This is a genomic window from Salegentibacter chungangensis (assembly GCF_042678405.1).
Classification (GTDB): domain Bacteria; phylum Bacteroidota; class Bacteroidia; order Flavobacteriales; family Flavobacteriaceae; genus Salegentibacter_A; species Salegentibacter_A chungangensis.
On sequence record NZ_JBHTLI010000001.1, the window covers coordinates 267038 to 289864 of the forward strand.

21 protein-coding genes are annotated in these 22827 nt (G+C 43.3%); 14 read left to right on the forward strand and 7 right to left on the reverse strand.

The window, feature by feature from the left end:
- Both ACFQ3Q_RS01145 and ACFQ3Q_RS01150 read left to right on the forward strand, forming a co-directional pair.
- Positions 1–240, forward strand: a complete 240-nt coding sequence (locus ACFQ3Q_RS01145) for a hypothetical protein (protein ID WP_380742101.1) — start codon at positions 1–3, stop codon at positions 238–240.
- A gap of 90 nt (positions 241–330) precedes the next feature.
- A complete protein-coding gene (locus ACFQ3Q_RS01150) occupies positions 331–525 on the forward strand; it encodes a cold-shock protein (RefSeq protein WP_380742102.1) in 195 nt (64 codons plus the stop codon).
- Between the two features lie 78 nt (positions 526–603).
- On the opposite strand, the gene ACFQ3Q_RS01155 is transcribed toward ACFQ3Q_RS01150, so the two are convergent.
- Positions 604–1554 (reverse strand): NAD-dependent epimerase/dehydratase family protein, encoded by a 951-nt coding sequence (locus ACFQ3Q_RS01155; RefSeq protein WP_380742104.1) that lies wholly within the window; start codon positions 1552–1554, stop codon positions 604–606.
- A 152-nt stretch (positions 1555–1706) separates the two neighbouring features.
- Between ACFQ3Q_RS01155 and ACFQ3Q_RS01160 the strand changes: the two genes are divergently transcribed.
- From ACFQ3Q_RS01160 to ACFQ3Q_RS01170, 3 genes are all read left to right on the forward strand, one after another.
- Complete coding sequence (locus tag ACFQ3Q_RS01160) at positions 1707–2309, forward strand: hypothetical protein (protein WP_380742106.1); 603 nt, start codon at positions 1707–1709, stop codon at positions 2307–2309.
- A 42-nt stretch (positions 2310–2351) separates the two neighbouring features.
- Complete coding sequence (locus ACFQ3Q_RS01165) at positions 2352–2873, forward strand: nuclear transport factor 2 family protein (RefSeq protein ID WP_380742108.1); 522 nt, start codon at positions 2352–2354, stop codon at positions 2871–2873.
- Between the two features lie 168 nt (positions 2874–3041).
- Positions 3042–5108 carry a M13 family metallopeptidase gene (locus tag ACFQ3Q_RS01170; protein ID WP_380742109.1) on the forward strand — a complete coding sequence of 689 codons (2067 nt, stop codon included), beginning with the start codon at positions 3042–3044 and terminating at the stop codon, positions 5106–5108.
- 56 nt (positions 5109–5164) lie between these two features.
- On the opposite strand, the gene ACFQ3Q_RS01175 is transcribed toward ACFQ3Q_RS01170, so the two are convergent.
- Complete coding sequence (locus ACFQ3Q_RS01175; RefSeq protein WP_380742111.1) at positions 5165–5524, reverse strand: YraN family protein; 360 nt, start codon at positions 5522–5524, stop codon at positions 5165–5167.
- Between the two features lie 36 nt (positions 5525–5560).
- Positions 5561–6136, reverse strand: coding sequence for a hypothetical protein (locus tag ACFQ3Q_RS01180; protein ID WP_380742113.1), 576 nt, complete (start codon positions 6134–6136; stop codon positions 5561–5563).
- A 147-nt stretch (positions 6137–6283) separates the two neighbouring features.
- Between ACFQ3Q_RS01180 and metG the strand changes: the two genes are divergently transcribed.
- From metG to ACFQ3Q_RS01200, 4 genes are all read left to right on the forward strand, one after another.
- Complete coding sequence (metG, locus tag ACFQ3Q_RS01185; RefSeq protein WP_380742115.1) at positions 6284–8371, forward strand: methionine--tRNA ligase; 2088 nt, start codon at positions 6284–6286, stop codon at positions 8369–8371.
- A gap of 46 nt (positions 8372–8417) precedes the next feature.
- Positions 8418–9320 carry a histone deacetylase family protein gene (locus ACFQ3Q_RS01190; protein ID WP_380742117.1) on the forward strand — a complete coding sequence of 301 codons (903 nt, stop codon included), beginning with the start codon at positions 8418–8420 and terminating at the stop codon, positions 9318–9320.
- Between the two features lie 120 nt (positions 9321–9440).
- Positions 9441–12221: a M16 family metallopeptidase gene (locus tag ACFQ3Q_RS01195; RefSeq protein WP_380742119.1), complete on the forward strand. Its 2781-nt coding sequence runs from the start codon at positions 9441–9443 to the stop codon at positions 12219–12221.
- An 85-nt stretch (positions 12222–12306) separates the two neighbouring features.
- Positions 12307–12945, forward strand: a complete 639-nt coding sequence (locus ACFQ3Q_RS01200) for a hypothetical protein (RefSeq protein WP_380742120.1) — start codon at positions 12307–12309, stop codon at positions 12943–12945.
- A gap of 65 nt (positions 12946–13010) precedes the next feature.
- Here ACFQ3Q_RS01200 and ACFQ3Q_RS01205 read toward each other — a convergent pair whose 3' ends face one another.
- A complete protein-coding gene (locus ACFQ3Q_RS01205; RefSeq protein ID WP_380742122.1) occupies positions 13011–13346 on the reverse strand; it encodes a single-stranded DNA-binding protein in 336 nt (111 codons plus the stop codon).
- A 208-nt stretch (positions 13347–13554) separates the two neighbouring features.
- On the opposite strand from ACFQ3Q_RS01205, the gene ACFQ3Q_RS01210 reads away from it, so the two are divergent.
- From ACFQ3Q_RS01210 to ACFQ3Q_RS01220, 3 genes are read left to right on the forward strand one after another with little or no spacing between them, the layout of a single operon-like run.
- Positions 13555–14076 carry a hypothetical protein gene (locus ACFQ3Q_RS01210; protein WP_380742124.1) on the forward strand — a complete coding sequence of 174 codons (522 nt, stop codon included), beginning with the start codon at positions 13555–13557 and terminating at the stop codon, positions 14074–14076.
- Positions 14077–14078: 2 nt separating this feature from the next.
- Positions 14079–14396, forward strand: coding sequence for an antibiotic biosynthesis monooxygenase family protein (locus tag ACFQ3Q_RS01215; protein WP_380742126.1), 318 nt, complete (start codon positions 14079–14081; stop codon positions 14394–14396).
- Between the two features lie 42 nt (positions 14397–14438).
- A complete protein-coding gene (locus ACFQ3Q_RS01220) occupies positions 14439–14786 on the forward strand; it encodes a hypothetical protein (protein WP_380742128.1) in 348 nt (115 codons plus the stop codon).
- On the opposite strand, the gene ACFQ3Q_RS01225 is transcribed toward ACFQ3Q_RS01220, so the two are convergent.
- Positions 14783–15250 carry a CBS domain-containing protein gene (locus ACFQ3Q_RS01225; protein WP_380742130.1) on the reverse strand — a complete coding sequence of 156 codons (468 nt, stop codon included), beginning with the start codon at positions 15248–15250 and terminating at the stop codon, positions 14783–14785. The two genes, ACFQ3Q_RS01220 and ACFQ3Q_RS01225, sit on opposite strands and share 4 nt — an antisense overlap.
- Before the next feature lie 128 nt (positions 15251–15378).
- Here ACFQ3Q_RS01225 and ACFQ3Q_RS01230 point away from each other — a divergent pair, with 128 nt between their 5' ends.
- Complete coding sequence (locus ACFQ3Q_RS01230; RefSeq protein ID WP_380742132.1) at positions 15379–17667, forward strand: M20/M25/M40 family metallo-hydrolase; 2289 nt, start codon at positions 15379–15381, stop codon at positions 17665–17667.
- A gap of 91 nt (positions 17668–17758) precedes the next feature.
- On the forward strand, positions 17759–18568 hold the full coding sequence (locus tag ACFQ3Q_RS01235; protein ID WP_380742133.1) for an SDR family NAD(P)-dependent oxidoreductase: 810 nt from the start codon (positions 17759–17761) through the stop codon (positions 18566–18568).
- Between the two features lie 99 nt (positions 18569–18667).
- Here the strand turns inward: ACFQ3Q_RS01235 and ACFQ3Q_RS01240 are convergent, their stop codons facing one another.
- A complete protein-coding gene (locus ACFQ3Q_RS01240) occupies positions 18668–19204 on the reverse strand; it encodes an outer membrane beta-barrel protein (RefSeq protein WP_380742135.1) in 537 nt (178 codons plus the stop codon).
- Positions 19205–19302: 98 nt separating this feature from the next.
- On the reverse strand, positions 19303–22698 hold the full coding sequence (gene mfd / locus ACFQ3Q_RS01245) for a transcription-repair coupling factor (RefSeq protein WP_380742136.1): 3396 nt from the start codon (positions 22696–22698) through the stop codon (positions 19303–19305).
- Positions 22699–22827: the final 129 nt, after the last annotated feature.

Here is a 22827-nt window from a genome sequence, read left to right on the forward strand (position 1 = left end):
ATGAATACAGTTTTAAAAATATTAGGGATTTCCATCCTTGTTGCCATAGGCACCGGATTCTACTTTCGGCTGAATGAAGAAGTACTTCTTGGGGATCGTATAATTGGAATTGCGGTTCTTGCCGCTGCTTTTATCCTTATGCCTATCTTCCTGTATGTGAGATGGAAAGGAAAGAAATTAAAAGATTATACGCTTTCTGACGAAAACCTAAGAAAAATGAGGGATCGCAGCCAGGATTAAAAATTCTTTGAAAATAATTTCCACATTATTAGGCTCTTGTTAATTTTATTGTGCTAAGTTTGTACTTTATTAATTATTTATTTTTTTACAATGGAAGGTACAGTTAAATTTTTCAATGAGTCTAAAGGTTACGGATTCATCACCAACGACGACACAGGAAGAGACATCTTCGTACACGTTACAGGACTTGATGGGGAAACTATCAATGAAGGTGACAAAGTTGAGTACGTTGAAGTAGAAGGAAGAAAAGGAGTTAACGCGAGCCAGGTTCGTGTTATCGAATAATATATTCTAATTTCAAACTTCAAAAGGCCGCTTTTCAGAAAAGCGGCCTTTTTTATGTTATAAACTTTCCGGAATACCTTAAACGGCGTGAGCCTTTATTCCTTCCAGCATCTCTGTAGTAAGCTTCTCGATATCAAAATTGTGCTCCCAGCCCCAGTCTTCCCTGGCACGGGAATCGTCTATACTTGAAGGCCAGGTATCAGCGATCTCCTGTCTGAAATCGGGCGCATAATCTATGCTGAAATCAGGGATATGTTTCCTGATCTCGGCCGCCAGGCTTTCGGGAGTAAAGCTCATTGCTGAAAGGTTATATGAAGACCGGACCTTAATATCTCCTGCCGGCGCCTCCATAATATCTACGGTAGCCTTTATGGCATCATCCATAAACATCATTGGCAAAGCAGTGTCCTTATCAAGGAAGGAAGTGTAGCTGCCTTTCTTAAGAGCTTCGTGGAAGATTTCTATGGCGTAATCGGTGGTTCCGCCTCCCGGAAGCGTCTTATAACTTATAATTCCGGGGTACCTGATGCTTCTCACATCTACCCCATATTTTTTATGGAAATACTCGCACCATCTTTCCCCTGTCTGCTTACTTATTCCATAAACAGTGGTAGGCTCCATAATTGTGGACTGGGGAGTGTTCTCTTTAGGTGTACTAGGGCCAAAAACAGCGATACTTGATGGCCAGAAAACCTTCTCGATCTTCTTAGCCTTTGCCATATTAAGAATATGAAACAGCGAATCCATGTTAAGGCTCCAGGCTTTCATTGGTGCCTTTTCTGCAGTTGCGCTAAGCATTGCTGCCATAAGGTAAACCTCGTTAATTTCATATTTATCTATAAGGCTTTCAATAAGCTTTGCATCGGTAGCATCGGCAATCTCAAAAGGCCCGGATTGCATCAGTTCGGCATCTCCTTCCCTGATATCACTGGCAACAACAGCATCGTTACCGTGCATTTCGCGCAATTTGAGGCTAAGTTCGGTCCCAATTTGTCCGCAAGCCCCGATAATCAATATTTTTTTGGCCATTTTTTAAATTTTCAGCAAATATATTTATTTATAAAGAGTTATTCGCAATCTTACCGCTTAATCCTTGGCGGCGCTTATTAATTTTATAATCGGGAAGTTTTATTGCGCTTGCAGCAAATTACATTTACCTTTGTAGCCTTAGCATCAACACTATGAAAAGATTATTGCTTATATCAGGTTTGGTCATTTTTGCCTCTTGCAAACAGGAGCAGCAACAGCAGGATATTAGCAGTAACTTGGCAAATGATAATTTGGCTTTGGAAGAAAATATCGAGGTGACCAATGAACAGGTGAACCTGATGCCGGAAGCCCGGGAAGAAGCTGCCCAATGGCTGGCTTATATTACGGCACAAAATGAAATTAGCAATCTTCGTAATTCTACTGTAGCCGAAGTTGTTGAAAATGCAAAGCCTCTGGTGCAGATCATGCAATCACTTCAGAATTCGGTACCCGAAAATTTAAAGACCACGGCCGTAGAAGCCAGGATCAATGTGCTGGTCACCAAGTCTCAGGTGTTGCAGCAGTTAGCTACCCAGCGGGAACTTAACCCGGAAGCTATTGCGAAAACCGCGGGAGAGATCCCTTCAGATTTCAACAATTTTAAACTTCAGCTCAACGAGATCTACTTAAAGACCTTGGAAGATTTCGAAAAGGAGCTGGACGAACTGGAAAACCAAGAACAGAAAGATTCCGCCCAAAAGCCGCGTATCCCTAAAAAACTCTCCCAGGAAAGCGAGTTAAAGCCGGTAAACTGATTTCTGACATAAAATTGTATCTTCAGAAAAATTTTTAAAGAAATGAAGAACTTCAAGCTTCTCTTACTTTGCTGCATTTTATTGAGCAGCGGAACTTTATTTGCCCAAAAAAGCAATCCTGTAAAGGAAAATATCGATGAGACCCTGGAAAAATGGCACGAGGCAGCAGCCGAAGCCAATTTTGATGAATACTTCGGGCTGATTGCCGAGAACGGCATTTTTATAGGAACCGATCCTACCGAAAACTGGAACAAGGCCGAATTTGCCGAGTTTTCGAAACCCTATTTTGATAAAGGAAAAGCCTGGAGCTTCTCCAGCCTGGAAAGAAATATATTCATTGCCGATTCCGGCGAAATCGCTTGGTTCGACGAGCTTCTGGACACACATATGGGCATTTGCCGCGGCTCGGGAGTTTTAGTAAAGTCCGGAGACAGCTGGAAAATAAAACATTATGTGCTTTCTATCGAGATCCCGAATGAAAATGTTGATAAAATCAGCGAAATAAAAAAGGAATTCGATACCAAACTTATAAAAGAAATCAGATCGAAAGAAGAAAAGGAGTAACCCTGATATTTTGTAGTCAGGCCTTGAATAAGAATGAGGTTGCGAAGAAGAGCCAACCCCTAAATACCGACTAAAAACTTACATTTTAAAAAGTGGCGAAAGAACATAACCTGTTCATTTGCCACTTTTTATTATTTTAGTGCACATTTTAATACTCAAATTTACCAAATGAAAAGAATATCTAGTATTCTGCTTTCTTCAGTATTAGCCACAGCCGTATTAACCGGATGTGATAATGATGAGAAGAAAGTTGAAAAGGAAGAGGTTCACGGTATCAACCTCGCATATATGGATACCACAACAAGCCCCGGAGAAGACTTCTTCAGGTATGTGAACGGCCGTTGGCTGGATTCTACCGAGATTCCGGGAGACAGAACCCGCTGGGGAAGCTTCGATGAACTTCGCCAAAATACAGACAAGGACGCCCTTGCCCTTTTAGAAAATGCTTCTAACAGTGACTCTCTTAAGGAAGGAAGCGACCAGGCCAAGGCGGTTTCTCTATACAAGACCATTATGGATACTGTAGGAAGAAATGAAATGGGAATCAAACCCGTTCAGCCTTATCTTGATAAAGTAGCCGAAATTGAGAATAAAGAAGGTCTCCTGAGCTTCCTTATTGAAATGGAGCAATATTCAAGTCCAGGATTCTTCGGCTTCAGAGTAGATGCCGATGCTAAAGACAGCAACAAGAATACTGCCTATATATATCCTACCGGGTTAGGGCTTCCGGACAGGGATTATTATGTAAAAGATGATTCAGACTCTAAAGAAAAACGTGAAAAATATAAGCAGCATATCACCAGAATGCTTCAGTATTTAGGCGATTCTAAGGAAGAAGCTGCAAAAGCTGCTAAAAACATCCTTGCTTTCGAAACCAGTCTTGCTGAACCTCAGCTTGATAAAGTAGAAAGAAGGGATACAAGAAAGACCTATAACCCTATGCCGGTAGCCGAGCTGAAGCAAACTGTTCCTGCTCTCGACTGGGATAAGTATTTCACTGAAATTGGTGCTGAAGGACTGGATACCGTAGTTGTTTCCCAGCCAAAATACATGGAAGCCCTTCAGGATGTAATTGCTGAAAATTCTGTTGAAGACTGGAAATCTTACCTGAGATGGGCAGTATTCAATGATGCGGCAGCTTCGCTTTCTACCGAGATCGAAAGAGCTAACTGGGAATTTTATAACCAGACGCTTCGTGGAGCTCAGGAGCAACGTCCTTTAAAAGAAAGAGCACTTGCCAGCGTTAACCGTAATGTTGGGGAAGCCCTTGGCAAACTATACGTAGAGAAACATTTCCCGGCAGAAGCCAAGAAAAAAGCCGAAGAAATGATCGCTAACATCATCAAGGCTTATGAAAAAAGGATTAACAACCTTTCCTGGATGAGTGAAGACACCAAGAAAAAGGCTATCCAGAAGCTTAGCACCACTACCATAAAAGTGGGTTATCCTGATGAATGGAAAGATTACAGTGATCTTGAAATGAAAAGCGCTGAAAACGGTGGTTCTTATTTCCAGAACATCATGAACGCCAAAAAGTGGAGAACAAGCGAAGAAATGGCCAAACTTAATGAACCTGTAGACAAAAAGGAATGGTTTATGCCTCCTCAAACGGTGAATGCTTACTATAACCCATATTATAACGAGATCGTGTTCCCGGCGGCTATTCTTCAGCCTCCATTCTACGATTACAAAGCCGATGCAGCCGTAAACTACGGTGGAATTGGTGCGGTGATCGGTCACGAGATCTCTCACGGGTTTGACGACAGCGGGGCTCGTTTTGATGCCGAAGGAAACCTGAACAACTGGTGGACAGATGAGGATCTAAAGCAATTTGAGGCTTTAGGCTCTGAACTAGCCGAGCAGTACAGTGCTATTGAAGTTCTTGACAGTGTTTACATCAACGGGAAATTCACCCTTGGGGAGAACATTGGAGACCTTGGCGGGGTAAATGCCGCTTACGACGGACTTCAGATTCACCTTAAAGAACACGGAAGCCCGGGCAAAATAGACGGGTATACTCCGGAGCAACGTTTCTTCCTTTCCTGGGCAACCGTTTGGAGAACCAAGATGCGTGACGAAGCCTTGAAGAACAGGATCAAGACCGATCCTCACTCTCCGGGAATGTACCGTGCGTATGTTCCGCTTCAGAATATCGATGCCTTCTACGAAGCTTTCAATATTGAAAAAGGAGATGAGATTTACGTAAAACCTGAAAACAGGGTTAAGATCTGGTAATTCACCGTTCTTTGATATAAAGAAAAGGGCCGCAAGATGCGGCCCTTTTTTATTTTTCAGAAGTGGAAAAAGGCATTCTCAAAATGCCGGATTTCAGTCCCTGATTTATTTTTAACTACCGTTACAATATCGAATCTTACCTCAACATTAAGCTGCTGTTCTTCCACAAAATGATCTATGGCTTTTATAAGCTGCCTTATCTGGCGGCCCTTCACGAATTCTTTGGGGTCCCCAAAACTGGTCGTACTTCGGGTCTTTACTTCAATTACAGCTAAGAGCTCATCCTTTAGTGCGATGATATCTACTTCAGCTTTCTGAAACCGGAAATTTCTCGCCACAATCTCGTAGCCCTGCTGCATTAGATAGTCTGCAGCCAGCTCTTCCCCATTCTTCCCGAGTAAATTATGCTCTGCCATTTAAAAAACATATAAAACCCGTTAGCTTAGAACATATTAGTTATCGTTAATAAGCATCACGGTTTGTACTTTTAGGTCCAGCTCTGAAATCTCCTCCGGGCTCGCTTCTATCAGGTGATCTCCATAGAATTTTGAAGCTGCTTCGTTTTCAGGGGCAAGGAACACCTGTACATTGGTCTTTTCAAGTTTCCCGTCATTCCACATCACTGCGCCGCTGTAATCCCAGCCGAAGCCATAGAAAGAGATCTCCTTTTCATTTAGTTTATTAAGCGTTTCGTAGCTTGTCCCTACTTTTATTCCTTCGTCTGACTTCCATTTTCCATTCCCGGAAAATCTGACATCATCAATTCTTGTCCTGTTTTCATCTTTCCAGGTAATCAGCAACTCATCGGGCGTATCCGGGTAAAGTTTTGTGTATGGTTTTTCCACGGTACCTTCTTCATACATCCCCTTTCCCTCTTCAATATTGGCATCGCTGTAATATTCCTTTATTTTTTCAGAATTAAGCTCCGTAAGCTGCTCTACGGTATACTTTTCTCCAATACCTGGTTTTTTCGCTCCTCCGCAGGCCACAAGGCTTAATACTGCTATTGCTAAGATTACTTTTTTCATAGGTTAAGTTTATTATTCTCTTATCAATGATTAAGTTTAATTTTAAAAGTAGCAACATTTGCGACAGCCGCCTTGTCTTTTACAAGAATTTAACGCGTATTATTTAGCAGTTGCTTACCTTTACGGCTTCAAAAAGATTAAGCATAAATGAACAATTCTCCACAGCGATATACCATTACGGCAGCACTGCCATATACCAACGGTCCCATTCATATTGGCCACCTTGCAGGGGTTTATGTACCTGCAGATATCTATGCCCGGTTCTTAAGAATGCAGGGTAACGATGTAGCCTTTGTTTGCGGAAGTGATGAGCACGGCGTGCCTATCACTATTAAAGCGAAAAAGGAAGGGGTAACTCCGCAGGAGATCGTAGACCGCTATGATGGAATTATAAAGCAGTCCTTTAAGGATTTTGGGGTTTCTTTCGATAATTATTCAAGGACTTCTTCTGAAGTTCACCACAAGACCGCCTCAGAATTCTTTAAAAAGATGTACGAGAACGGCAAGTTCATCGAGGAAACCACCAAGCAGCTTTATGACGAAGAAGCAGGACAGTTCCTGGCCGATCGTTTTGTGACGGGAACCTGCCCTAAATGCGGAAACGACGAGGCTTACGGAGACCAGTGTGAGAGCTGCGGAACCTCATTAAATGCTACAGATCTTATCAACCCGAAATCGGCAATTACCGGTGCCGTTCCTACTTTAAAGGAAACAAGACACTGGTTCCTGCCTTTGGATCAATATGAAGGCTTCCTGAAAGAATGGATCCTGGAAGGGCATAAAAAAGACTGGAAAAGCAATGTTTACGGACAGGTGAAATCCTGGATAGACGACGGGCTTCGTGCCCGTGCCGTAACCCGTGACCTGGATTGGGGAATCCCGGTTCCGGTAGAAGGCGCTGACGGAAAAGTGCTTTATGTTTGGTTCGATGCACCAATAGGTTACATCTCTTCCACTAAAGAATGGGCAGAGCGCGAAGGTAAAGACTGGGAGCCCTACTGGAAAGACGAGAACACCAAGCTCATCCATTTTATCGGGAAAGACAATATCGTATTCCACTGTATCATCTTCCCTGTAATGCTGAAGGCACACGGAGATTATATTTTACCACAGAATGTACCGGCCAACGAATTCCTTAATCTCGAAGGCAAGAAACTATCCACCTCCAAGAACTGGGCGGTTTGGTTACACGAATATCTTGAAGACTTCCCTGGCCAGCAGGATGTTTTGCGTTACGTGCTTACGGCCAATGCGCCCGAAGCCAAGGATAACGACTTTACCTGGAAAGATTTCCAGGCGAGAAACAATAACGAACTGGTTGCCATTTTCGGGAATTTCATAAACCGTGTGGTGGTGCTTACCAACAAATACTACAACGGAATTGTCCCTGAGCCGAATGAATATTCTGATGTAGACAAAGAGACCATTGCAGAACTCAAAGCTTATCCCGCAGTGATAGCCAGCTCTATTGAAAAATACCGCTTCAGGGAAGCACAGGGAGAATTGATGAATCTTGCGCGTTTAGGGAATAAGTACCTGGCAGATGAAGAGCCCTGGAAACTCATCAAGACCGATGAGGAACGTGTAAAAACAATCATGTATGTAGCCCTGCAGATCGCTTCGGCCCTGGCTACTTTAAGTGAACCATTCCTGCCTTTCACTTCTGAAAAGCTGAAGGGAATGTTGAAGTTCACCGATAAAGAATCCAACCTCAACGAGGGAGAGAATTCTCAGTGGGATAAGATCACGACCCGGGAAGCCTTGCTTCCGGCAGGGCACCAGATAGGAAAAGCAGAATTGTTATTCAGCAAAATTGAAGACTCACAAATACAGGAACAATTGGATAAACTGGAAGCTACAAAGACTGCTAATGCAGCTGAGAAGAATAACGTAGAACCTCAAAAGGAAACCGCCACTTTTGACGATTTCACAAAAATGGACCTGAGAGTGGGTAAGATCATAGAGGCCCAAAAAATGCCGAAGACCAAAAAGCTGATGGTTTTAAAGGTCGATACCGGTCTGGATACCCGTACCGTGGTTTCAGGGATCGCCGAGCATTTTAAAGCTGAAGACATCATCGGGAAAAAAGTGACCGTACTTGTGAACCTTGCCCCAAGAAAATTAAGAGGTGTGGAAAGCGAAGGGATGATCCTGATGACCGAGAATGCCGAAGGAAAACTCGTGTTCGTCAATCCCGACGAAGACGGCGTGGAAAGCGGAACCACCATCAATTAAATAACTAACCTCACAGCAATTCTGTGAGGTTTTTTCTTTTACAGAAATGCTCAAGATTGCTTACCATCCCATTTATAAGCACCCGCTCCCGGAAGGACATCGTTTCCCGATGGAGAAATATGAGCTTTTGCCAAAACAACTCTTACATGAGGGCACCTGCAGGGAAGAGAATTTCTTTCAGCCTGAAATTCCCGCAGACGAACCTATTTTAGCCGTTCACGATGCAGATTATGTACGAAGACTTAAAGCCCTGGAACTTGACAGGCGTGAAATAAGGAAAACAGGCTTTCCCCTTTCCGAAGAACTCGTAAATCGGGAGGTCATCATTGCCGACGGGACCATAAAATGCTGCCATTACGCCCTGGAAAACGGAATTTCCTTCAATATCGCGGGGGGTACACATCACGCCTATTCCAACCGTGGGGAAGCCTTTTGCCTGCTGAACGACCAGGCGATCGCTGCCCGTTATCTTCAACAAAAAAACCTGGCAAAAAAGATCCTGATCGTAGACCTGGATGTGCACCAGGGAAACGGAACGGCAGAGATCTTTGAAACTGACCCTTCAGTCTTTACCTTTTCTATGCACGGCAAGGGTAATTATCCGTTCAAAAAAGAAAAGTCTGACCTGGATATTGAAGTTCCTGACGGAACCGGAGATGAAGAATATCTTCGAATATTAAAGAACCGCCTGCCTGAACTTATAGAACAGGAAAAACCGGATTTTATTTTTTACCTCAGCGGAGTGGATATCCTGGAAACCGACAAACTTGGAAGGCTTTCCTGTACCATTAAAGGCAGTAAGGAGCGGGACAGGTTCGTACTGCAAACCTGCCACGACCTGGACATTCCCGTTCAATGCAGTATGGGTGGCGGATATTCCGCCGATATAAAAGCCATAATTGAAGCCCACGCCAATACCTACAGGCTGGCACAGGAGATCTACTTTTAACTTTACTTCATTTTTCCACCAGCTCTGTTTCATATTCCCAAACAGCTGATTTTTAAAAATATAAATCACTATATTTAACATCCTCCCTACAGCCATATTAATTTAAACCTATTTTTTATTATGAAAAGATTGATTTTTCTGTTTCTGGCTGTCTTGTACTGCCCTTTTATGAATGCTCAGGACTTTGAGTTCAAAGCTAATGAAATTAACATAGATTACGAGAAATTCGTGCTTCCCAACGGGCTTACCCTGCTGGTACACGAAGACCATAAGGCGCCTATTGTTGCCGTAAACGTTTGGTATCACGTAGGATCCAAAAATGAGAAACCCGGAAAAAGCGGGTTCGCCCACCTCTTTGAGCATTTAATGTTCAACGGAAGTGAGAATTTCAATGATGATTACTTCCAGGCCCTGGAAAGTATTGGCGGAACCGACCTGAACGGAACTACAAATACCGACAGGACCAATTACTTCCAGAATGTTCCCGTTGCTGCCCTGGATCAGGTGCTGTTCCTTGAGTCAGACAGAATGGGACACCTGCTTGGCGCCATTGACCAGGAAAAACTGGATGAACAGCGCGGTGTTGTCCAAAATGAAAAGCGCCAGGGAGAGAATCAGCCTTACGGCCGCCAGTGGGATCTTTTGACCAAGGCTATGTATCCTAAAGGTCATCCCTACTCCTGGACGGTGATCGGCGAAATGGAAGACCTTAACGCAGCTTCTCTTGAAGATGTGCACGAATGGTTCAAATCCTATTATGGAGCTGCAAATGCCGTTCTTTCTATTGCAGGAGATATAGAAGCTGAAGAAGTACACAAGAAAGTAATTAAGTATTTTGGGGATATCCCGGCGGGTCCAACCATTGCCAGGCAGGAAGTGAACATCCCAACCCATAATGAGGATACTTACCAGGTTTATGAAGACAGAGTTCCGGAAACGCGGATAGTATACGCCTGGAACACCCCTCAGTACGGCTCCCGAGAAGATATACATTTCGACCTAATTTCAGCCATATTAAGCAGCGGGAAGAATTCAAGGCTATACAAGAAACTGATCTATGAAGATCAGACAGCCAGCAGCGCTTATGCTTACCAGGCTTCCGGAGAGATTGCCAGCCGTTTTATAGTTCAGACTAATGTGAAGCCGGGAGAGGATAGTGAAAAAGTAAGAGAGACTATTCTGAATGAGCTCGATAATTTCATTAAGAACGGACCAACCGAAGCCGAGTTGAAAAGGGTAAAAGCTGAGTATTTTGCCAATTTCATTAAAGGCCTTGAAAGAATTGGAGGTTTTGGAGGCGTTTCAGATATCCTGGCTTCCAATCAAACCTACCACGGAAATCCGGAGCATTACAAGAAAGTCCTGAAGTATGTAGAAAACGCTACTACTGCAGATCTTAAGGCTACCGCCCAGAAATGGCTTAACAGAGGAAAACATACGCTTATTGCCAGGCCGTATCCTGAATACGAAACCGTAGCCAGCGATATTGACAGGACTAAATTACCTGAAGTAGGAGAAGCTAAAAAAGCGAAATTCCCTGATTTGCAAAGAACGGAACTATCAAACGGTCTAAAGGTGGTTTTGGCAAAAAGAGAAGGTGTCCCTACTATAGTGATGGACCTTATGATAAATGCCGGGTATAAATCTGACCACTTGGCTAGTGCCGGTACTGCCGCTCTTGCAATGGATCTTATGGATGAAGGAACCAAGGACCTAAATTCTCTTCAGATAAGCGAAAAACTTCAGTTGCTGGGTGCTGACCTTTACACTTATTCAGATCAGGATATCTCAAATGTTTATATGAATACTTTAAAACCAAGCCTGGATGCCAGTCTTGATCTCTTTGCTGATGTGATCCTGAACCCTTCCTTTCCGCAGAAAGAATTCGAAAGATTAAAAGCTGAACAGCTAAACGACATCAAAAGGGAGAAGTCACAACCTATAGCAATGGCTCTTAGAGTGATAAACCCTTATCTTTACGGAAAGGATCACCCTTATGGAAATCCATATACCGGAACCGGATACGAAGAGAATGTAAAAGAACTCACTCGTGAGGATGCGGTAAATTTTTATGACACCTGGGTAAAACCTAATAACGCTACACTTATCGTCACCGGAGATGTGGAAATGAGTGAACTTAAAGCTAAACTGGAGAAGTCCTTAGGGAAATGGAAGCAGGCCGAAGTGCCTGAAATCACATTCCCTGAACCAAAAACGGCTTCAAAAAACACATTGTATCTAATAGACAGGCCCGAATCTCAGCAATCTATAATCCTTGCCGGTTACCTTACCGACAAGTACGGTGAGCAATCAGAAATTGCCGTACAGCAAATGATGAATATCCTTGGAGGGGAATTTACCTCCAGGATCAATATGAACCTGAGGGAAGACAAACACTGGGCATATGGTGCGGGAGGTTTTGTAATGGGAACTCAGGATCTGCGCCCATTTATAGTTTATGCGCCTGTACAAACCGACAAGTCGGCTGAATCTGTAAGTGAGATCCGTAAAGAGCTAAGTGAATTTATAGGAACCCGCCCGGCAACCAATGAAGAAGTAGCCAAGGTAAAGACCAATCAGGTATTAAAGCTACCGGGGCAATGGGAGACCAACTCCTCAGTGAACAACTCACTTTACAACCTTGTAAAATATGGCCTTCCGGACGATTATTATCAAACTTTCGATTCTGAGGTAAGAGGGCTTAGCCTTGAAGAGGTTCAGAAGGTAAGCCAAAAAATGGTGAAACCGGAAGAAGTTAACTGGTTCATCGTTGGAGATAAAGCTGAAATCTCAGATAAACTGGAAGAACTTGGTTTTGATGAGATCATAGAAATTGATGCCGACGGAAATAAGATCACGCCAGATGCAATGCAGGAGACTTCTGTAGAAATGAAACAATAGAGATATTGCTCATCTTGATAAAAATCCCGCCAAAAATGACGGGATTTTTTTATTCAGAGAATTCAAATTCGTATGTTTCAGACTTATGACGAATGAAAAAGAAAACAAGGTCTGGTATGCGTGCTACGGCTCCAATCTTCTGAAAGAACGGTTTCAGTGCTATATAGAAGGAGGAACACCAAAGAATGCCAAACGAACCTATCCGGGTTGTACCGATAAGAATTTCAGCGGCATCTCGAAACCCATCAGGATTCCGGGAGAACTTTACTTTGCCAAATCCTCTAAAACCTGGAGCGGAGGTGGTGCAGGCTTTATAAGAACAGAAACTTCAAACAAGGAAGAAACTCTTGGCAGGCGTTACCTGATAAGCGAGAAGCAATTCATAGAACTAGTACAACAGGAAATAAAGTTCGATGGGGAGTTTCATATCGACCTGGAGCAGGTAAAGCAAAATGGCTTTCTGGATATGGAAAACGGCTCGTGGTATGGGAAGATCATTTATTTGGCCGAATTGGAAGGCTGCCCGGTCTTCACTTTTACCAATGAAGCTTACCTGGAAAAGGAGATCAATGCCCCACACCCCTTTTACCTCAAGATCATTATAGAAGGCCTGAAGGAAACCTATGGAATGGAGGAAACAGAGATTGAGAATTACCTGATATCCAAAAAAGGCATAAAAGGCTTTCCTATTTCGGAGGAATTAAAAGAGCTCATATCAGCTTAAAAAATGCTGAACTCTTAAAAATAAAGATCCCGCCAGGAAGCGGGATCTTCCATTTTAACCAATCCTTATTTACTACCCATCAGTAACAGCTCACTGCAAACAACTTCGGTGATATATCTTTTCACCCCCTCCTTATCTTCATAACTACGACTGGTAAGTTTCCCTTCTATTCCTACTTCTTTTCCTTTAGGCACATAGCTCTCAATCAGATCTGCCGTCTTGCCCCAGGCAACCACGTTATGCCATTGCGTATCGGTTACCTTCTCTCCTTTTGCATTCTTGTAATGTTCGTTTGTGGCGATAGAGAATTTGGCCAGCTTCTTCCCTGATTCCAGGTTTACGATTTCAGGCTCGCTGCCTACGTGACCAATTAACTGTACTTTGTTTCTTAAAGTGCTCATAACTCAAATTTTAATTGCAGCTGAAAATCGTTAGTTCATTTCAACGGAACAAACATAGACCCGGCTTCAAATCTTATTCGGTTGGAAAGTATTTGTTTTCGTTTATTTTTATTTGTAAACGTTTGGAAACACTTATCAAAAGCCTGAATTTTCGTAATATTACAGCATTTCCGGGCAAAACCGGTCTCATATTAACCCATATTTAAAAATGAAAAAATATCTATACCTGTTTATACTTCTGTTTAGCTTCAGTAGTATTACAGCTCAAAACCCACTGGAAAAATTCGAATTTCTTATCGGCAACTGGCAGGGAGTTGAAAGCGGCGTGGCCGGAGACGGCATTGGCTTCAGAACCTATAATTGGGAACTGGGACAAAATTTCATCTTTGTAAAGAACCAGTCCACTTTTCCTAAAACCGAGAAGAAACCGATGGGAGAGGTACATCGCGACATTGGGGTTTTTAGCTATAACCCGAATACCGAAAAATATATACTTCGCGAGTTTCACGTCGAGAATTTTGTGAATATCTATGAGCTCGATACCGAACAAAGTTCCGGAGATAAACTGGTTTTCCTTACCCGTGAAATCGAGAACAATCCCGGAAACTGGAAAGCCAAGCTCATCCTTACCAAAACCGGGGAAGACAAGTTCACCGAGGAATTCCTTATCGCCACCAATGGCAAGGACTTCAAACCATTTTTAAAAAATGAATGGACTAAGGTAAAATAAATATGATCGCCACTACCCCCATCCCGCCCTACTATGCAGTGATCTTTACTTCAGTGAGAAAAGATGAGGATCCTGAATATTCAGAAATGTCCGAGCTGATGCTGGAGTTAGCAAAAGAACAATCCGGATTTCTTGGGGTTGAATCGGCAAGGGAAGATGTGGGGATTACTGTCTCCTACTGGCGAGACACAGAATCCATAAAGAACTGGAAAAAACATACAGATCATTTCCTGGCCCAGAAAAAAGGAAGAGAGCAATGGTATAAACTGTACAAAGTGCGAATCGCCAAAGTGGAACGGGAATACGGATTCGGGAAGTAACCCGCTAAAATACTGTATTAAACAATTTCGCTATATTTAATTATGCAAAAAACCTGTTTGGAATGTGGCGAGAAGATCGTGGGACGCACAGATAAGAAGTTCTGCAGCGATTACTGCCGCAATTCCTATCATAATAAGATCAATAAAGACGCTAAGAACCTCATCAGGAATGTCAACAATCAACTACGTAAGAATTACAGGATCCTGGAAAGTCTGAACCCAAACGACAAAACAAAAGCCAGCAAATCTAAATTACTGGCCAAGGGTTTTAGTTTCGAATACTTTACAAGCATCTACACCACCAAAACCGGCAATGTATACTACTTTGTATATGATCAGGGTTATCTTCCGCTGGAAAATGATTTCTATGCCCTGGTAAGGCGAAATTAGAGGTGCCAGTTCGAAGCTTTCAGGTTGAGTGCAGCACGTAAGACATCCCGCTGACTTATTTGCCCAACGAGAATCCCTTCTTCCACAATAGGAAATCTTCGGAATTTAAGTTCAATGAATTTTTTCGCCGCATCCAAAACATTCATATTTCCGTCTATGGTCTTTACGTTACAGGTCATATGTTTACCTACACTGTTCTCATCCATTGGCATATTATAATACCGGCTATCAGAAATATGCTTCAGGCAATCGCCTTCAGAAATCACCCCGAGCAGCCTGTTCTTTTCATCGACCACACAACCGCCGGAAATCCCGTGTTTGATAAGCTTCTCAATAGCATCTTTAATATCTTCATTTTCCCTGAAGGTAATTAAGGAAGTACTCATATAGTCTTTTACCAAAATTGGTTCGCTGGCCGGCTTCTCCGGTTCCGCTCGCTTGCCCTGAAAACTTTTGATACCCATATCCCTGATATTTTGAATGTTACGTTACTAAATATAATCAAAATTAGACGAACGCTAAAGCAGCTAAAAAATATTCTGCTATAAAATAAATCTTAAGTAATTTTAGAAAACCTAATCAATCCCATCTTATGCTGAATAAATTCTACTCCTTCCTCTCGCTTGTACTCATTGGATTTGCCGTATGGTTTAGTTTTTACAGCAGCCATCCGCACAGGGTCCAACCAGAGAACGCACCTTCAACCGAATTCTCTACTTCCCGTGCTTTCAGGCACGTTGAAGCCATTGCCCAGAAACCACATTACACCGGCAGTGCCGAGCATAGTAAGGTTCGTAATTATATAGTGAACCAGTTACAGGAAATGGGCCTGCAGGTACAAACCCAGGAAGGCTTTATTCTGAATGAGCATCGGGTTCTTGTTCGACCTCAGAATATCCTCACCAGGATCAAAGGCACCGGAAACGGCAGTGCACTGGTATTGATGACACACTATGACTCGCAGCCCCATTCTTCTCTGGGTGCCAGTGATGCCGGCAGCGGGGTGGCTACCATCCTTGAAGGAATCAGGGCTTTTCTAAAACAGGACCCGGAACCTGAAAATGATATTATCCTTCTTTTTACCGATGCCGAAGAATTAGGACTGAACGGGGCTGAGCTATTTGTCAAAGAACACCCCTGGGCAAAAGATGCAAAGCTGGCCATTAACTTCGAAGCCCGTGGAAGTGGCGGGAATTCTTTTATGCTTTTAGAAACCAATAAGGGAAATTCGGCTTTAATTAATGCCTTCCAGAAGGCTCATCCCGATTTCCCGGTCACGAACTCCCTTGCCTACAGTGTCTACAAGATGCTGCCCAATGACACCGATCTTACGGTACTTCGGGAACAGGGAGATATCAACGGTTTTAATTTTGCCTTTATAGATGATCATTTTGATTATCACACCGCCAACGATATTCCCGCGAACCTTGATAAAACAACTCTCGCTCACCAAGGAAGCTACCTGATGCCTTTGCTCAATTATTTTAAGGATGCCGAACTTGGGAACCTGGATTCAGACAAGGACCTGCTCTATTTTAATTTACCAGGGGGCGAACTGCTGAGTTATCCTTTTTCGTGGATCTTCCCGATGCTTATTGCCGCTTTCGTGATTTTCCTCATTCTTTTGGGAATCGGCTTTTTTATGAAGCGTCTTAACCTGAAAGAAGTGCTCCGGGGATTCCTCCCGCTATTCCTGTGCGTTGTGATTTCAGGACTTTCGGTATATCTTTTCTGGAAACTCTGCCTGCTTATGTATCCTGGATACTCCGAGATACAGCAGGGCTTTCCGTATAACGGCTACTATTATATTGCAGCGGCCGTTTTCCTGAGTCTTGGCATTTGCTTTTTTATTTACCATAAATTCAGAAAAAAGGAAGATACCGTTTCCCTGTTTATTGCACCGCTGTTTCTGTGGCTGCTTATCTGCACGCTCACCGCCTTTTACCTGAAAGGAGCTTCCTATTTTATCATCCCGGTATATTTTGGATTGCTTCAGCTGCTCATAATGATAGGCCGGATAAAACCAAACCTGCTCTTCCTAAGCTTATTTTCGCTTCCGGCAATCTTTATCCTGATGCCGTTCATCAGAAGTTTCCCGGTGGCCCTGGGACTAAAGATCCTGTTCGTTTCAGCCATTCTAACGGTCCTGCTGTTCGTGTTACTGCTGCCGGTTTTTGGGTATATGAAAGGCAAAAAGATCCTTGGCTTCCTTTCGTTGCTAACATTTTTTGTCCTCTTCTTCTTCGCGCATTTCAAATCGAATTTTTCCGCGGAAAGGCCAAAACCTAACAGCCTTGTTTACTTATATGATGCCGATGCCAAAAAGGCCAACTGGTATACCTATGACGAGTTACTGGATGAATGGACGCTGAAATATTTCAGTCATAAGCTTTCGGCAGATTCAGAAGAAAAGAAACTCTCCAGCAAATACAATTCGGGATTTACCTATAAAGCCGATGCTGCTAAGATCAGCATTCCGGCCCCGGGAATAATCTTTAAAAAGACTTCCGGGTCAAATGATAAAACAGGATACTCCCTGAAGATAGCCCCTAACCGGAATATCAACAGGCTGGAACTCTTCGCCGATACCGGGCTGGAACTTCAGAATTTCAAAGTGAACGGAAAAACTGGAAACCTTGCCGGAAGAAGTGAGCGCCTGCTTACCTATTATGTTTCGGGACGGGATACTCTGAGGCTGAACTTTGAAATGAACAAAGCCCAACAACCGGAATTCACACTTTATGAATCCAGTTATGACCTGCTGGAAAATGAGCAACTGGACGTACCAGAAAGGGCTGAAAAGATGATCCCAAGACCATTTGTTGTGAATGATGCCGTAATTTTTAAGAAAACCATCACACCAGAGAGGGATTCAAATTAGTAGTTTTGGTAAAATTCTACGAACTGAGTTTTTCTCAGGCCTGCTGAAGCAGAGATCCTGAAACGGGTTCAGGATGACATAACAGAAAAATATGAACATCGCTATATTAGGTTGCGGCTGGCTGGGACTGCCCCTGGCAAAAAGCTTCATCGAGGAAGGAAATTTTGTTAAAGGTTCCACTACAAACCGAAACAGAATGCAGGAATTAAAGACTGCCGGCATTACCCCATACGTGCTTCATCTGTTCGCAGAGGGAATTCAGGGTGATATCAGTGCTTTTTTAGCAGAAACCGAGGTTCTTATCATTGACATCCCGCCGGGGCTCAGAAAAGACCCACAATCCGATTTTGTGGGGAAAATCGGGAGACTTGCGCCATACATAGAAAAATCTCCGGTTAAGAATGTGCTTTTTATAAGTTCTACTTCGGTTTTTGAAGACACCGAAGATTTTCCCGAAATCACTGAAGAAGATCAACCTGACGGCACTTCCAAGGCTGCCCAACAGCTTATTTCCGCTGAAAATCTTCTGAAAAAGAACAAGAATTTTGAGACCACCGTCCTGCGCTTTGGCGGTCTCCTTGGCCCGGAAAGACACCCGGTAAATTTTCTTGCAGGAAGAAGCGGGATCAAAAATCCCAAAGCCCCGGTCAATCTTATTAAGCAGGAAGACTGCATAGGGATCATTCATAAAATAATAGAGAAAAAAGCCTGGGGTACAGAGCTGAACGCCTCCTGGCCGGAACATCCTTCTAAAGAAGAATACTATACCGGTATTGCAAAGGAAAAGAACCTCGCCGCTCCCGAATTTGATCACGGGACTCCTTCAAAAGGAAAGATCATAAATACTGATAAGCTCAGGGAATTATTGGAATTCGAATTTAAAAAGGATATCACAAATTAGCCACCCCGCCCTTAGGTCAGCCTTTCTTAAAAAGGAGGAAGAAATAAATTATAAACAAAGGATACCCATCTCCTTTATTTTATAAGACTCAGTGAGTAATTAGAACTTATAACCTACTCCTACCATTAAAGTGTTAATACCACTTTCTATGCCCAGACCATATTGATCACCATATTCCACAGACTCATAGCTATACCTGTTTGTTAGCTCTATGCCATAGCGGGCATCGATAAAGAAGTTTTCATTAATATGATAACCTGCACCAAACGCAGCATCCAGACCAAGCGTATTGGTAACCGGATTATCTTCTAAAATAATCGTTCCCTGGGGTCCTGCCTGAAGATAAAAACCGGAATCTACTATAAAATATTGCACCATAACCGGAATAGAAAGGAAATCACTTTCTTCTGCATTAAAATAATTTACGGAAGGTTGAAGGTGCCAGTTTTCTGAAAATTTGAAATCTGCCAAAAGACCCACAAAAAAGCCCGAAGCATTATCAGAAACCTGCTCGGCCTCAATTGTGGCTTCTATTTCAATATTGGTATATCCCGCCTGGATACCAAATTCCACATCCTGGGCAAAAGAATTCAGCCCCATTAAAAGAAACAAAATAAAAAGGTAATTTTTGACCATATTTTTAAATAGTTTATAGATTACAAACTATAAACTTAATTATTTTTTATCAAATCACCCCGAATGATTAAAATTCCAAATTAGAAGTTGTTAGGGATTTATTTTGAAACTGCTTTTGCATCCACGCCCTCTTCCTTCTTCCTAAAGTCAAGCGGAGCCAGAACTTTTAATGCCTTGTCTATGGAAGTTATCTTCTCGAAGGTGAGCAATAACCTAAGCCCGTTCCTGGTCTTTTTCTCCTTCATCTTGCAGGCGTGCGGATGCGTTTGCACATACTGCAGCACCCTGGTAAAGGCATTGGTCTGGTAAAATCTGGATTGCTGGTCTGCAATAAAATAACCTATCATTTTACCCTGCTTCATCACCACCTTCTCAAGGCCTATCTTGGAAGCGATCCACTTCACCCTAACACTGTTCAGTAGGTCTTCTGCCTCTGCCGGCAACTCCCCAAACCGGTCGGTGAGCTCGGCTTCAAATTTCTGCAGTTCCTCTTCAGAAGTGATATTATTAAGCTGGGTATAAAGATTCAGCCTCTCGGAAATATTATTGATATAATCATCAGGGAAGAGAATCTCAAAATCAGTATCGATCTGCGTATCCTTCACAAAGGTCTTATCCTCTATATTTTCGGTCTCGCTGTAAAGTTCCTTGAATTCGTTCTCTTTCAGCTCTTCAATGGCCTCGTTCAAAATCTTCTGATAAGTGTCGAAGCCTATTTCGTTGATGAACCCGCTTTGTTCCCCTCCAAGAAGATCCCCGGCACCCCTTATCTCAAGGTCTTTCATCGCGATATTGAAACCGCTTCCAAGCTCGGAGAATTGCTCCAGCGCGGTCATCCGTTTCCTGGCATCTTCTGTCATCACCGAATACGGAGGCGTGATAAAGTAACAGAAAGCCTTTTTATTGCTTCGGCCTACCCTTCCGCGCATCTGGTGCAGGTCTGAAAGGCCGAAGTTGTTGGCGTTATTAATGAAAATGGTATTCGCATTTGTCACATCAAGCCCGCTTTCTACAATGGTGGTTGAAACCAGCACGTCGAATTCCCCGTTAATGAAACTCAGCATCAGCTTCTCCAGCTTCTTCCCTTCCATCTGCCCGTGGCCTACCCCAATCCGTGCATCGGGCACCAGCCTTTGGATCATCCCGGCAACCTCCTTAATGTTTTCTATCCGGTTATGAATGAAGAATACCTGCCCTCCACGCTGAATTTCATAAGAAACCGCATCTCTTATGGTCTCTTCCGAAAAGCGGATCACGTGGCTTTCTATCGGGTAACGGTTTGGCGGCGGCGTGGTAATGGTGGAAAGGTCTCTCGCAGCCATTAAACTGAACTGGAGGGTACGCGGAATTGGTGTTGCCGTTAGCGTAAGAGTATCCACATTTTCCTTGATGGTCTTCAGTTTATCCTTAACGGCAACTCCGAATTTCTGCTCCTCGTCCACGATCAGCAATCCAAGATCCTTGAATTTAACCGACTTGTTCACTAACTGGTGGGTCCCAATTATGATATCTACCTGGCCATTCTCAAGATCCTGTAAGGTCTCTCTCCTTTCTTTGGCAGTACGGAATCGGTTAAGATAATCCACCCGCACCGGAAAGTCCTTGAGCCTTTCTCTAAAGGTCTGGTGATGCTGAAAGGCAAGAATGGTGGTAGGCACCAGGACGGCCACCTGTTTCCCGTTATCCACCGCCTTGAAAGCCGCACGAATAGCGACTTCGGTCTTTCCGAAACCAACATCCCCGCATACCAGGCGGTCCATTGGCCTTTCGTTCTCCATATCCTCCTTCACCGCCTGGGTAGCAGTACTCTGGTCCGGAGTATCCTCATAGAGGAATGAAGCTTCCAGCTCGTGCTGAAGGTAAGAATCAGGGCCAAAGGCGTGGCCTTTCTGCAGCCTTCTCTTGGCATATAATTCTATCAGGTTATAAGCAATATGTTTAACCCTGGCTTTGGTCTTTTTCTTAAGGTTCTTCCAGGCGTTACTGCCCAGCTTGTAGATCTTCGGGGCTTTCCCATCTTTCCCGTTGTATTTCGAGATCTTGTGAAGGGAATGGATGCTCAGATACAGAATATCACGCTCCCCGTAAATAAGCTTGATGGCCTCCTGCTTCTTGCCTTCAACGTCTATCTTTTGCAGGCCGCCAAATTTCCCGATCCCGTGATCAATATGGGTCACAAAATCACCAACCTCAAGGTTGGTAAGTTCCTTAAGCGTGATCGCCTGTTTCTTGGCATAACCGTTCTTAAGGTGAAATTTGTGATAACGTTCAAAAATCTGGTGATCTGTATAACACACCAGTTTCGAATCTTCGTCTATGAAGCCCTGGAACATAGAAAGAACTAGGGTCTCGTACTTCACCTCCCGCTCCTGGTCATCAAAAATATCGTGAAAACGCTTTGCCTGCTGGTCGCTTACGCAAAAAATATAATTAGTATACCCGGCTTCCTGGTTTTCGATAAGATTCTCGATAAGCAGATCGAAATGTTTATTGAAGGCCGGTTGTGGCTTAGTATTGAATTCAATTGATTTCTCAGACTTCAGGAATGCCTGGGTGCTCAACTCGACAACCGAATAATCCAGAAGTTGTTTTTTAAGCAATTCTGAATTGCAGAAAAGCTCCTTGGGTTCGCTGTGCTTTACATCTTCAGAAAGACCTTTAAAAGCTTCTTCGGCTTTGCTGAAAAGCTTATCGATCTGCCCGCCCAGAAGGTCCAGGTTCTTAACGAAAACCACCGTTTTGGCCGAAATGTATTTCAGAAAACTCTCTCTGATCTCGTCCAGGTGTTTGTTCTCCACATTTGGCATCACCGAGATCTTCTTCACCTTATCTGTAGAAAGCTGGGTCTCCACATCAAAACTCCTGATGCTGTCTACCTCATCTCCAAAGAACTCTATCCTGTATGGCTCGTCATTACTGAAAGAGAACACATCTATGATCCCGCCGCGAACGGAAAATTCCCCGGGTTCGGTCACAAAATCCACCCTTTTGAACTTGTATTCAAAAAGCACTTCGTTCACAAAGTCGATAGAAAGTTCATCGCCAAGGGAGATCTTCAGGGTACTCCTGTCCAGCTCCTTCCTGGTCACCACTTTTTCGAAAAGCGCATCGGGATAAGTGACTATGATGGCCGGTTTCTTCCTTGAATTTATCCTGTTCAACACTTCTGCCCTTAGCAACACGTTGGCATTATCGGTCTCCTCGATCTGATAAGGCCTGCGGTAACTTCCGGGATAAAAAAGTACGTTCTTGTCTCCTATAAGCTGCTCAAGGTCGTTCAGGTAATAGGCAGCCTCCTCCTTATCATTAAACACCAGCAAAAAAGGACTTTCAGCCTCTTTAAAGGCATTGGCGATCACGAAAGACAGGGATGAACCAACAATGCCTTTAAGATGTATTTTCGGGGTGTTTTTTTGGGAAAGGGCAATAGCATTTTGCAATTCCTGCTGCTGCGGGGATTGTGCAAAGCTTTGGGCAATAGAAGATTTACTCATTGCGGCAAAGATAATTCCTGTTGTTCTGCCTCACAATAGCTGCCCTTAGTTTTAACTATTCCTTCGCATTCTAAGCCAGTTTTATCATTTCCATAACACAGGAAATGGGCAATGATAATTACTTTGAAG

What these genes read in the sequence shown, in the direction of transcription:
- ACFQ3Q_RS01145 (WP_380742101.1), top strand. Translation starts at nt 1, where the DNA reads ATGAATACAGTTTTAAAAATATTAGGGATTTCCATCCTTGTTGCCATA.
- ACFQ3Q_RS01215 (WP_380742126.1), top strand. Translation starts at nt 14,079, where the DNA reads ATGATCGCCACTACCCCCATCCCGCCCTACTATGCAGTGATCTTTACT.
- ACFQ3Q_RS01235 (WP_380742133.1), top strand. Translation starts at nt 17,759, where the DNA reads ATGAACATCGCTATATTAGGTTGCGGCTGGCTGGGACTGCCCCTGGCA.
- ACFQ3Q_RS01225 (WP_380742130.1), bottom strand. Translation starts at nt 15,250, where the DNA reads ATGGGTATCAAAAGTTTTCAGGGCAAGCGAGCGGAACCGGAGAAGCCG.
- ACFQ3Q_RS01175 (WP_380742111.1), bottom strand. Translation starts at nt 5,524, where the DNA reads ATGGCAGAGCATAATTTACTCGGGAAGAATGGGGAAGAGCTGGCTGCA.
- ACFQ3Q_RS01150 (WP_380742102.1), top strand. Translation starts at nt 331, where the DNA reads ATGGAAGGTACAGTTAAATTTTTCAATGAGTCTAAAGGTTACGGATTC.
- ACFQ3Q_RS01170 (WP_380742109.1), top strand. Translation starts at nt 3,042, where the DNA reads ATGAAAAGAATATCTAGTATTCTGCTTTCTTCAGTATTAGCCACAGCC.
- ACFQ3Q_RS01210 (WP_380742124.1), top strand. Translation starts at nt 13,555, where the DNA reads ATGAAAAAATATCTATACCTGTTTATACTTCTGTTTAGCTTCAGTAGT.
- ACFQ3Q_RS01180 (WP_380742113.1), bottom strand. Translation starts at nt 6,136, where the DNA reads ATGAAAAAAGTAATCTTAGCAATAGCAGTATTAAGCCTTGTGGCCTGC.
- ACFQ3Q_RS01205 (WP_380742122.1), bottom strand. Translation starts at nt 13,346, where the DNA reads ATGAGCACTTTAAGAAACAAAGTACAGTTAATTGGTCACGTAGGCAGC.
- ACFQ3Q_RS01240 (WP_380742135.1), bottom strand. Translation starts at nt 19,204, where the DNA reads ATGGTCAAAAATTACCTTTTTATTTTGTTTCTTTTAATGGGGCTGAAT.
- ACFQ3Q_RS01220 (WP_380742128.1), top strand. Translation starts at nt 14,439, where the DNA reads ATGCAAAAAACCTGTTTGGAATGTGGCGAGAAGATCGTGGGACGCACA.
- mfd (WP_380742136.1), bottom strand. Translation starts at nt 22,698, where the DNA reads ATGAGTAAATCTTCTATTGCCCAAAGCTTTGCACAATCCCCGCAGCAG.
- ACFQ3Q_RS01190 (WP_380742117.1), top strand. Translation starts at nt 8,418, where the DNA reads ATGCTCAAGATTGCTTACCATCCCATTTATAAGCACCCGCTCCCGGAA.
- ACFQ3Q_RS01195 (WP_380742119.1), top strand. Translation starts at nt 9,441, where the DNA reads ATGAAAAGATTGATTTTTCTGTTTCTGGCTGTCTTGTACTGCCCTTTT.
- ACFQ3Q_RS01230 (WP_380742132.1), top strand. Translation starts at nt 15,379, where the DNA reads ATGCTGAATAAATTCTACTCCTTCCTCTCGCTTGTACTCATTGGATTT.
- metG (WP_380742115.1), top strand. Translation starts at nt 6,284, where the DNA reads ATGAACAATTCTCCACAGCGATATACCATTACGGCAGCACTGCCATAT.
- ACFQ3Q_RS01155 (WP_380742104.1), bottom strand. Translation starts at nt 1,554, where the DNA reads ATGGCCAAAAAAATATTGATTATCGGGGCTTGCGGACAAATTGGGACC.
- ACFQ3Q_RS01200 (WP_380742120.1), top strand. Translation starts at nt 12,307, where the DNA reads ATGACGAATGAAAAAGAAAACAAGGTCTGGTATGCGTGCTACGGCTCC.
- ACFQ3Q_RS01165 (WP_380742108.1), top strand. Translation starts at nt 2,352, where the DNA reads ATGAAGAACTTCAAGCTTCTCTTACTTTGCTGCATTTTATTGAGCAGC.
- ACFQ3Q_RS01160 (WP_380742106.1), top strand. Translation starts at nt 1,707, where the DNA reads ATGAAAAGATTATTGCTTATATCAGGTTTGGTCATTTTTGCCTCTTGC.